The sequence below is a fragment of the Lacticaseibacillus manihotivorans DSM 13343 = JCM 12514 genome (genome assembly GCF_001435035.1).
Taxonomy (GTDB): Bacteria; Bacillota; Bacilli; order Lactobacillales; family Lactobacillaceae; genus Lacticaseibacillus; species Lacticaseibacillus manihotivorans.
On sequence record NZ_AZEU01000224.1, the window covers coordinates 1 to 1,357 of the forward strand.

The following is a 1,357-nucleotide window of genomic DNA, read 5'->3' on the forward strand; positions in this document are numbered from 1 at the left end:
GGAAGATCTCCATGATTGGAGGTCTTTTTGTTATCTTAAGCAGCTAATTGATAGATGCGATTGAAGAAGTTGGTTTGATTTTTGAAACCAAAGCAGGAACGTTTGAGAGATTTGATCATCCGGTTGATGCCTTCGATTGGACCGTTGGATCTTGGACTGGCCGTCGCTGCTAGAACGCCTCGACGATTTTGCTTGAGTGTGGCAATTGCGGTATCCATAGCTGTTCCACTTGGTTGATAAGTATCAATGAGTTGCCAGAGCTTCCGTGTATTGTGATTCATCAGTGCCTCGTGTAACGCTAGGTACAGGTCGTATACCTGTTTGAATTGAGGATATTCATCAAGTGCGATATCGATGGCGTTTTGTTCGGTCATATATTCGTTCAGGCCGAAGAAGTACCGGACACGTTGAGCGTTTGGTTCAGCCTTATGAAAGAGTCGCCACTGAGACTTGAGCACCTTATAGGTGCGCAAATGATGATCTTTGATTTGCTTGAGTGTTGTGATACGTTCCTGATCTAAGGCGCGTCCAAGGAGCTGAACGATATGAAAACGATCAATGATGATTTGAGCGTTTGGAAACACTTCTTTGATGAAGAGTTGGTAGGCGGCGTTCATATCCATTGTAATTGTGCGCACGGCGCTACGCTCCTCTAAACTATAGTGCGAGATAAAGAAGTCTTTGATGGTCTTATTTAAACGGTCGCCAAGTAGACTTACCAACTTATGAGTATCACCATCAATACAAATGAAGGACATCATATTACCCGTCGATCTGAACTCATCAAAGGAGAGGTTGATCGGTAATGTTCTGGCTGCGTGGTATTTGATTTTGGCATTAAGCGTACGTTGAACTGTCGTCGGTGAAATACCAATGATGGATGCGATTGTCTTCTTAGGAAGACGTAGGCGTGCGAGCTCGACAATGCGCATTTGAACACCCTTAGCGATTGAATGGTTAGGTTCTACAAGTGGTGTGGTCGCCATCGTTGAGTGGTGACAGTTAGCACATAGCCATCGTTGTTTATCCAAATCGATGACTGTTGGAATATCTGTAGCACCTTGCACGTGGATGTGAGTTGCCTTAAAGCCATAAGGACGCAAAGCGTCCATTCCACACAGAGGACAACGCGTGAGTGTATACGTTAATTTCGCAACGATGATATGTTCTTTGCGCTGACGAGTGCCTTTACCGCGGTATTCATCGCGTACATCCGAAACATGAATATTTGTATCTGGAATTCCAAGAACAGACAGAGTAGGATTGAACTGGGACATCATAGATTACCTCGTTAGCTTTTGGTTTGGTCGCTTAGAGCATAGCATGGGTAGCCTCGTGGTGCCCTTTTTATTTTGTC

At 44.6% G+C, this 1,357-nt stretch carries 1 protein-coding gene; it reads right to left on the reverse strand.

From position 1 onward, the window contains the following. Positions 1 to 35 precede the first annotated feature (35 nt). Positions 36 to 1,277: an ISL3 family transposase gene (locus FD01_RS11760; protein ID WP_054720112.1), complete on the reverse strand. Its 1,242-nt coding sequence runs from the start codon at positions 1,275 to 1,277 to the stop codon at positions 36 to 38. Positions 1,278 to 1,357: the final 80 nt, after the last annotated feature.

Coding starts and splice junctions, on each gene's coding strand:
- FD01_RS11760 (WP_054720112.1), bottom strand. CDS start 1,277: ATGTCCCAGTTCAATCCTACTCTGTCTGTTCTTGGAATTCCAGATACA.